Raw genomic sequence first — 7,787 nt, 5'->3', positions numbered from 1 at the left:
AAATAACATCAAAAATCAATTAATTTAATTTCACCCAACGGGTTCAAAAAACAAATAAAATGCTTAATCCACTTGTAAGTCCTCTTGAAAATCCTAATGATGCAGAGCTTCAAAAATTAATTACCTTTTATAATGAAACATTAGGATTTTGCCCTAATAGTATAAAAACAATGTTTCGTAGACCTGAAATTGCATATGCTTTTATTAATTTGAACAAAGCGGTTATGGATAATAAAGGTAATGTTACCAGTGATTTAAAAAGGTTTATTGGATTCATTTCTAGTCATCAAGCAGGTTGCCGTTATTGTCAAGCTCACACAATAAGAGCTGCAGAGCGATATGGTGCCGCTCAAGAAAAGTTAGAAAATATTTGGGAGTTTCAAACTTACCCTGCTTTTTCAGAAGCTGAGAGAGTTGCTTTGGAATTCGCTTTAAAAAGCTCAGCAATTCCAAATCAAGTAGATGATGAAATTGCTACTAAAATGCGTTTATATTGGACAGATGATGAAATTGTTGAAATTTTAGGAGTTGTCGCTTTATTCGGATTTTTGAACCGCTGGAACGATAGCATGGGTACACCAATAGAGGAAGGAGCAAACGAAAGCGGTTTGATTTATTTAGAGTCCAAAGGTTGGAATGCTGGAAAGCATACTTACTAACCATTATAATTTATTCATTTTTGAATATTAGCAACTAAAAATTACAATCATTATTAAATTCCATTTAAATTATGTTTTTTAAAGGACAAAATAACGAACATTTAATTGTAAAGGAAATTAACAGCAACGCTTGCTATTTGCAAAAGGAGTCATCCGAGAATGCCTTGACTTTTCTTTGGTTCCAAATGAATAACAATATGATTACGATAGATGGTATTGATTATTCATTTGAAAAAAACCAGCTAGTCTGCCTAACAGAATTACATAAAATTGATATTTCAAAAGTTTGTAACGCTAAAATGCTACGTTTCAATAGGTCGTTTTACTGTATCATTGATCATGATAGTGAGGTAGGCTGTAAAGGGATTTTATTCTTCGGAGCTTCACAACTGCCTATTATTACAATCCCAGATATAGAAGTTGAAAAGTTTCATATTATTTGGAGAATGATTGAAATTGAGATGGAATCTACAGATAATTTACAACTCGAAATGTTACAGTCAATGCTAAAAAGGTTTGTCATCTTAAGTACAAGAATTTACAAAAACCAAGAACAATATAACAAAATTGATAACAATCAGATTGATATTGTTAGGGAATATAATTTTTTAGTTGAAAACTACTTTAAAACAAAGCATACCGTAGCAGAATACGCTGACTTACTTAATAAATCACCTAAAACACTTTCTAATCTTTTTTCAAAGCTTTCTAAAAAATCACCATTACAATATATTCAAGAGAGAAAAATGCTAGAGGCAAGAAGACTTTTAAAGTATACAGACAAAAGTATTAAAGAAATTGCGTTTGAAATAGGTTTTGAAGAAATTCAAACTTTTAGTCGCTTTTTTAAAAACTACGAAGGCGTTTCTCCATCTGATTTCAGAGAAAAATAGCAAAAGGGAAAAATTACCTACTTATCGGGCAAAGTTACCTAACATTACCCTTTTTTATTGCCACATCTTTGCATTGTTAAATTAATAATCATAAAATTATAAACAATGACAAAATTTTCAGTTCCCACCCGAGGAGATGTATCGGAAAACAATCAAGCCATTTTTGACAATCTTAAAAATGCTTTAGGTTTTGTACCAAATCTGTATGCTTATTATGCTAAAAACGAAACAGCATTAGGCGACTATTTAACTTTTCAAAACAGAAAGAGCACTTTAAAAGCTAAAGAAAGAGAAGTTATCAATTTGATTACAAGTCAAATCAATGGATGCTTGTATTGTCAGTCGGCACACACTCTAATTGGTAAAATGAATGGCTTTACAGATGAGCAAGTAATTGAACTTAGAAAAGGAAGTGCCTCATTTGATTCAAAATTAGATGCCTTAGTAAAATTTGTAAAAGCAGTGGTAGAAAATAAAGCCAAAGTAAATCAAGAGGTAAAAGATAATTTCTTTGCAGCTGGTTATAGCGAAGCAAATTTGATTGATGTTGTTATTGTTATTGGAGATAAAGTAATTAGTAACTATATCCACAATCTTGCCGGTTTTGAAATTGACTTTCCACTTGCACCGGAGCTTTCTTAATCTTTAACTATTCATAAATTAATAACATTAAAAATTAAATCAAAATGAAAAAACAATTTTTAACTTTCGTATTAGTAGCCGTTGCTACACTATTTTCTTCCAACATTTCTTTTGCTCAATCAAAAGAGCAGAAAGTAACCGTGATTGATTTATCTCAAACAACGGGTGAATTCAATGTTAAAGGCTTACAATTAAAACCGGGTAAATATCAGTTTAAAGTAACCAACATAGATGTCAACAAAGAAGTAGGTTTTGTAATTCAAAAGGCTTCAGACAAAAATATGGATGTAATGAAAACGGCTTTAGAAAACTCTTTTACTACTGCATTAATTAAAAAAGGTGATACTCAACTTACAGGAGTTGTTGAGTTAAAAGAGGGGGAATATGTTTACTCGTGTCCTTTAAATCCTACGCCGCATTATGCTATTAGTGTGAAGAAGTAATTACAGTTTGTTTACAAAAAAACAGCGTATTAAAAAGAGATTTTCTATAACAGAGAATCTCTTTTTGCGTTGATTCTTTTTTTGTAATTAACCACTAATTTAAAACATTGCATTAGTGTTAAACCTAAGAACAACACTGCAAAAATACTATTAAAATAAGTATTAATTTTGAAATTACTCTGTTGAATAAAAAAGTTTGATATATATGCGAACACTAACATTCCTGTAAAAGTACCTACTAAAACACCGACTATAAAAATAGAGTTGTTGTGCTTGTTCGGATTTAATTTTTTTGTTCTGAATAAATAGATAAAGATGCCTGCCCAATACGGCCATTGAATAAAATTCAAGACATTAAGAAACAAACCCAGCAAAAAAGGATAACCGGATAACGGAAATTGCGAAAGTGAAGATGACGTTACATTGTAATTTGTAAAGAAATAATAGCTCAGTAAAGCAAAAAACAAAACGGTAAAAACGTCAATAAACAACATTAAGTTTTTTTGTTTCACCAACCATTTGGCACCGATGCTCACTGATTTTAACATAAAAAATTGAATAACAACAATACCGAACACAAATAATACATGACTAATGATTCCCTGTTGAAGTAAGATTTGTAGTCCAACCACATTAATATAACCCAAGGGTAAGGAACCTAAAAGACTGATGAAAAAGCCAAGAAATATTGGATTCATTTTTGGGAAATAGGTATCCAATGATTTCATTTTGTGAGCGGTTGAGTAGACTGTTTTTAAGTTTTCAGTAGTTTACATCTTTTTCACTACTATTTGAAATTGCTTTTTAAAGTAGAAATAATTGCTGCTTTTTTCTCTTCAGATAAAACAGTTGTTTCTTCATTTGAAGTTGAAAGTGAATTTTCAATAATGTCGTTTTGGTACTGATAGTTATGGCACGCTTTGCAAATCAATTTATGATATTCCAATATAAACTGTTCTTTTTTAGTGCGTTCCGATGGATTAATACTGATAATGGCAGATACTCTTTTGCAAGAATATAACAAATAAGGTAAAATTTTTCTAAGATTTATCATTTTGACTCTACGCATTTTTTTAATAGTAACTTGGCTCTGTGAATAATCTGCCAATAATTAGACGTAGTGATTCCTAATTCCTGACAAATAACTTCTGTTTTTTGATTGGAAAAATATTTATAACTGATAGCTAAATTCCATTTTTCAGGTAAATCGGATATACATTCTTTTAATTTACTTTCTACTCGCTCAACGCTACTCTTATCATTTTCATTCCAAATTTTTTCATCCAGTTCATTCAACCAAAAATTTTCATTGTCAAACATTGTATTGGTTAAAGTGATTCCGTTTTTTTCAATGGAAGTGAATTTTGTGGAATAATTGGCTCGATGATGGTCAATAATTTTATTATTTAAAATAGCAATTAGCCAGGTTTTGGGCGAACTTCTATTCTCAAATTGATTGATTTTTTTTAAAGCTATGATAAATGTTTCTTGAACCAAATCTTCCGCAATTTCTTTGGAATTTGTTTTATGGAAAGCCCAATTATAGAGTATATCACCATATAAATGAACCCATTTTTCCACTATTTTCAGGTGATCATCCATTGCTGATAATTTTTCTAGGTGGGATTAATTCGTAAAAAAGAATAGTAAAAACAAGCCCATATTCAATCAAAAGTAAAATATAATTTTCTTTAAATGGTGTATTTGAATAGGCAAAATAACTTAAAATAACCAAGTACGACCAACTAATAGGAAATTTAAATCGCGTAAAGAGTGACAAAAACACAACGTTAATGATGTACCAAGGATGCACGGTGGTTGATATGAAAAAGTAAATGGAGAGAGCAAAAAGTGCGTTTGAAAAAAGGTGTATCGCAGGTTTATTTTTTTTAAATACAGCAAAGTATAAAAAGACTAATAAGGTAACAAAGGGTGTATACTTTCCCACAGTTTGAATGATATTATAGCCTTTCAAATAAAAGCCAATTTCACGAACAATATAGTATAAACTGGCATTAAACTCAAAATTGGTAAACCAAAGCCCAATAGTTTTGGAATAATTTGAAACTAATTCAGCGGAATAAAGAGGCAGAAAAGTTAATAATACAATACTCAATACAACACTGTAAAAGTAGCTACTTTTTTTAAGACCAAGTTGGTGAAACAAAAAAGGGAGCAGTAATAAGGTAAGTAATTTTGTGGCTATGGAAAGAGCAATGAATAGTGCGGCAACTACAATTTTTTCTTTGAAGAAATAATACATTCCTAACGTAAAAAGGAAAAGCATTACGCCTTCAAAATGAAGGTTTGCTGTAAGCTCGATAATCACTAATGGATTCAAAAAGTAAAGAAATATTTTCTTCGGATTTTGATGAAGATGAAGCAAAATTTTTCTACCAAAATGGTATATTCCAATGTCGGATACTAAAATAATTAGTTTTAGAATTAAAGCATTACAAAAAATTGAATTAGGACTTAAATAACTTGAAATTCCAAAAAGAAGCTGATTAATTGGCGGATAATTGGAATAATGTGCAGCGCTCAATACTCCCATTTTGTTGTACAATTCTTGAGCATTAGGTATAGAAGTACTGTTGATGATTTGATCAGGTGTATTCAAATACGGATTAAATCCTTGACACACTAAATTACCATCCCATATAAAACGATAAAAATCTTGTGACCAAAAGGGTATCCCAAATAGAAAAAGCATTCTAAAAAGAATACCTAAATAAAAAAGCCGTTTTTCGGTAATCGATTCATTTTTATAGAGTGCAATAAAACTAAAAAAGGCTACTGTATAGCATCCAAATAAGGCAATAAAATTATCTCTTGGATAGGTATATGCTACGTCTAAGTATGCAAGTACTGTTGCAATAATTGCAAAAAAATAGAAATATTTGGATGAATAATTCAAGCTTAGGTATTTTTAAACGAATTAAAAAACACAAAACTAAATCCGAAAATGAGCATTAAGTGAAACGGGTATAATGCAAAATCATTGAAATGATATCCGGCAATTAAACCAAATAAAAAGTAAAGCATTAGTAAACCTTCAAAAATGGTATATTTTGATATTTTTTTTGAAATATAACTGTTTTCTTTCCACTTTTCTTTTAATGCTTCTATGTTGAGTTTTGGCGTTCTGATGAATTCACTTTTCTTGCCAAATAGTCCTTCCAAAACAGCAATTGAGTTTTGAAAAGAAAATCCCATCGCAATACTGTAAAACGTAAAAAAGAGGCCTGTGTATTTCGAAAAATTTACAAAACCTTTGCCTTCAATAACTTTATAGGTATTCCAGTAACAGATAAAGAATATGATTGAAGTGACAATGAAAAAGACCATGATGTCAAAATATAAACTGATATGACTGTACTGATTTTTAATAAACAAAACTGGAATACTCAATACGGCCATGGTGAATATGCACAAAAACATGGAGCTGTTGAGCAAGTGCAATAATCCGTGTAGTTTTGTTTTTAATGGAAGGGAAGTAGAGTTCATCACTCGGTGTTTCATTTTTACAAAGTTCTCCGCTCCGCCTTTATTCCATCGAAATTGTTGGGAGCGAGCAGCACTTAAAATGGCGGGCAATTCAGCCGGTGTGACCACATCTTCCAGAAAAATGAATTCCCATTTCTTTAATTGTGCCCGGTAGCTTAGATCCAAATCTTCGGTTAAGGTATCGCTTTCCCAATTACCGGCATCAAGTATGCATTTTTTTCTCCATATGCCGGCTGTTCCATTAAAGTTTATAAAATGCAATTTAGAATTTCTGCCCACTTGTTCCAACGTAAAATGTGCATCCAACGCAAAAGCTTGAATTTTTGTTAGGATTGAATATTTTTTGTTAAGATGACCCCATCTCGTTTGAACTACGCCAATTTTATCGTTTTTAAAATAAGGAACCGTTTTCAGGAGCCAATCTTTTTCCGGTAAAAAGTCGGCATCAAAAATGGCGATGAATTCACCTTTGGCTATTGCTAAGCCTTCTTTCAATGCACCGGCTTTAAAACCAATCCTATTGGTGCGGGTGATATGTTTGATAGCAATACCGGTTTGTGCAATTTGATGAACCAACTTTGATGTTTGTATAACACTGTCATCAGTACTATCATCTAAAACTTGTATTTCCAGTTTATCAGATGGATATTGTAATTTTGAAACTTGAATTAGCAACCTTTCCACCACATATTTTTCATTATAAATAGGCAGTTGAATGGTGATATGCGGTATTTCGTTTGGATTTGTAAAATCGAATTGCTCATGTTTTTTCCTTATTTTTTTACTTTTCAAGTAATTAAAAAGCAAGTTAAGCTGTGCCAAACCATACAAGAATATTAATAAAATGGCAATGCTGTAAATAATTAAAATTATATAAGAAAGTGTGCTGATCATCTTATTTGAATGCGTATTTGAAAATCCAACCTATTATTTTTATTCCTGCCATGATGGTTCCTTTGACTGTACCCGATACTTTTGAAGTTCCAATTCTGTTTTTATAACGAACAGGAACTTCTACATAACTCATTTTTTGTTTCATTACTTTTAATTGCATTTCCACAGTCCAACCATAGGTTTTGTCCTCCATTTTTAGTTGCCTCAATTTATGGTATTTTATGGCTCTAAATGGACCTAAATCTGTAAATTTAGCATTGAAAAATAGTTTCATTAAAAAACAAGCCAGCCAATTACCAAAAATTTGTTGAGGTGTCATAGCTCCTTTTTCACGTAACTGTTTTACTCTGGCTCCAATTACGAAATCAATCTTATGGTTAATTATGGGTTCAATTAAATGCGATAATTCTTCTGGATAATCGGAATAATCGCCATCTAAAAAAACAACTATTTCGGGTTTTATCTCCAGCTGTTCGATGTATTCCAGGCCTTTTAAACAGGCGTAACCATATCCTTTTCGATGTTCTGAAAGTACTGTAGCACCAGCGTTTTTGGCAACCTCTTCCGTTTTATCAGTTGAATTGTTGCTAATTACAATGATTTCATCGACACAATCAGGAATTTCTGCAATTACTTTAGCAATTGCATTTTCTTCATTGAAAGCCGGTATGATTACTTTAATTCTGTTCACTAAAAGTCTATATTAACCCGTTGGGTGAAATTAAATTAATTGATTTTTGATTTTATTT

General features: G+C 31.2%; 10 protein-coding genes. 4 read left to right on the top strand and 6 right to left on the bottom strand.

The window, feature by feature from the left end:
* Positions 1–59: 59 nt before the first annotated feature.
* The 4 genes from CHX27_RS01450 (at position 60) to CHX27_RS01435 (ending at position 2,637) form a co-directional block, all read left to right on the top strand.
* Complete coding sequence (locus CHX27_RS01450; RefSeq protein WP_094484995.1) at positions 60–659, top strand: carboxymuconolactone decarboxylase family protein; 600 nt, start codon at positions 60–62, stop codon at positions 657–659.
* 71 nt (positions 660–730) lie between these two features.
* A complete protein-coding gene (locus CHX27_RS01445) occupies positions 731–1,552 on the top strand; it encodes a helix-turn-helix domain-containing protein (RefSeq protein ID WP_094484994.1) in 822 nt (273 codons plus the stop codon).
* A 105-nt stretch (positions 1,553–1,657) separates the two neighbouring features.
* A complete protein-coding gene (locus CHX27_RS01440; protein WP_094484993.1) occupies positions 1,658–2,194 on the top strand; it encodes a carboxymuconolactone decarboxylase family protein in 537 nt (178 codons plus the stop codon).
* 44 nt (positions 2,195–2,238) lie between these two features.
* Positions 2,239–2,637, top strand: a complete 399-nt coding sequence (locus CHX27_RS01435; RefSeq protein ID WP_094414344.1) for a hypothetical protein — start codon at positions 2,239–2,241, stop codon at positions 2,635–2,637.
* Positions 2,638–2,681: 44 nt separating this feature from the next.
* Here the strand turns inward: CHX27_RS01435 and CHX27_RS01430 are convergent, their stop codons facing one another.
* The 6 genes from CHX27_RS01430 to CHX27_RS01405 are packed head-to-tail and all read right to left on the bottom strand — an operon-like array spanning position 2,682 to position 7,729.
* Complete coding sequence (locus CHX27_RS01430; protein ID WP_133063387.1) at positions 2,682–3,365, bottom strand: hypothetical protein; 684 nt, start codon at positions 3,363–3,365, stop codon at positions 2,682–2,684.
* 59 nt (positions 3,366–3,424) lie between these two features.
* Positions 3,425–3,691 (bottom strand): hypothetical protein, encoded by a 267-nt coding sequence (locus CHX27_RS01425; RefSeq protein ID WP_094484991.1) that lies wholly within the window; start codon positions 3,689–3,691, stop codon positions 3,425–3,427.
* Positions 3,688–4,239: an RNA polymerase sigma factor gene (locus CHX27_RS01420; RefSeq protein WP_094484990.1), complete on the bottom strand. Its 552-nt coding sequence runs from the start codon at positions 4,237–4,239 to the stop codon at positions 3,688–3,690. Before CHX27_RS01420 ends, CHX27_RS01425 begins: the two co-directional genes overlap by 4 nt.
* Positions 4,232–5,554, bottom strand: coding sequence for a polyprenol phosphomannose-dependent alpha 1,6 mannosyltransferase MptB (mptB, locus tag CHX27_RS01415; protein ID WP_094484989.1), 1,323 nt, complete (start codon positions 5,552–5,554; stop codon positions 4,232–4,234). The genes CHX27_RS01420 and mptB overlap by 8 nt, the downstream gene beginning before the upstream one ends.
* A 2-nt stretch (positions 5,555–5,556) precedes the next feature.
* Positions 5,557–7,038 (bottom strand): cellulose synthase family protein, encoded by a 1,482-nt coding sequence (locus tag CHX27_RS01410; RefSeq protein WP_094484988.1) that lies wholly within the window; start codon positions 7,036–7,038, stop codon positions 5,557–5,559.
* A 1-nt stretch (position 7,039) separates the two neighbouring features.
* Complete coding sequence (locus CHX27_RS01405; protein WP_094484987.1) at positions 7,040–7,729, bottom strand: glycosyltransferase family 2 protein; 690 nt, start codon at positions 7,727–7,729, stop codon at positions 7,040–7,042.
* Between the last annotated feature and the right edge of the window lie 58 nt (positions 7,730–7,787).

It is taken from the genome of Flavobacterium aurantiibacter, from assembly GCF_002251775.1.
Classification (GTDB): Bacteria; Bacteroidota; Bacteroidia; order Flavobacteriales; family Flavobacteriaceae; genus Flavobacterium; species Flavobacterium aurantiibacter.
Note: the sequence above shows the minus strand (reverse complement) of the source record. Positions and strands in the feature narration are given on the sequence as shown.

Coding starts and splice junctions, on each gene's coding strand:
- CHX27_RS01425 (WP_094484991.1), bottom strand. CDS start 3,691: ATGATAAATCTTAGAAAAATTTTACCTTATTTGTTATATTCTTGCAAA.
- CHX27_RS01410 (WP_094484988.1), bottom strand. CDS start 7,038: ATGATCAGCACACTTTCTTATATAATTTTAATTATTTACAGCATTGCC.
- CHX27_RS01440 (WP_094484993.1), top strand. CDS start 1,658: ATGACAAAATTTTCAGTTCCCACCCGAGGAGATGTATCGGAAAACAAT.
- CHX27_RS01435 (WP_094414344.1), top strand. CDS start 2,239: ATGAAAAAACAATTTTTAACTTTCGTATTAGTAGCCGTTGCTACACTA.
- CHX27_RS01430 (WP_133063387.1), bottom strand. CDS start 3,365: ATGAAATCATTGGATACCTATTTCCCAAAAATGAATCCAATATTTCTT.
- CHX27_RS01420 (WP_094484990.1), bottom strand. CDS start 4,239: ATGGATGATCACCTGAAAATAGTGGAAAAATGGGTTCATTTATATGGT.
- CHX27_RS01445 (WP_094484994.1), top strand. CDS start 731: ATGTTTTTTAAAGGACAAAATAACGAACATTTAATTGTAAAGGAAATT.
- CHX27_RS01450 (WP_094484995.1), top strand. CDS start 60: ATGCTTAATCCACTTGTAAGTCCTCTTGAAAATCCTAATGATGCAGAG.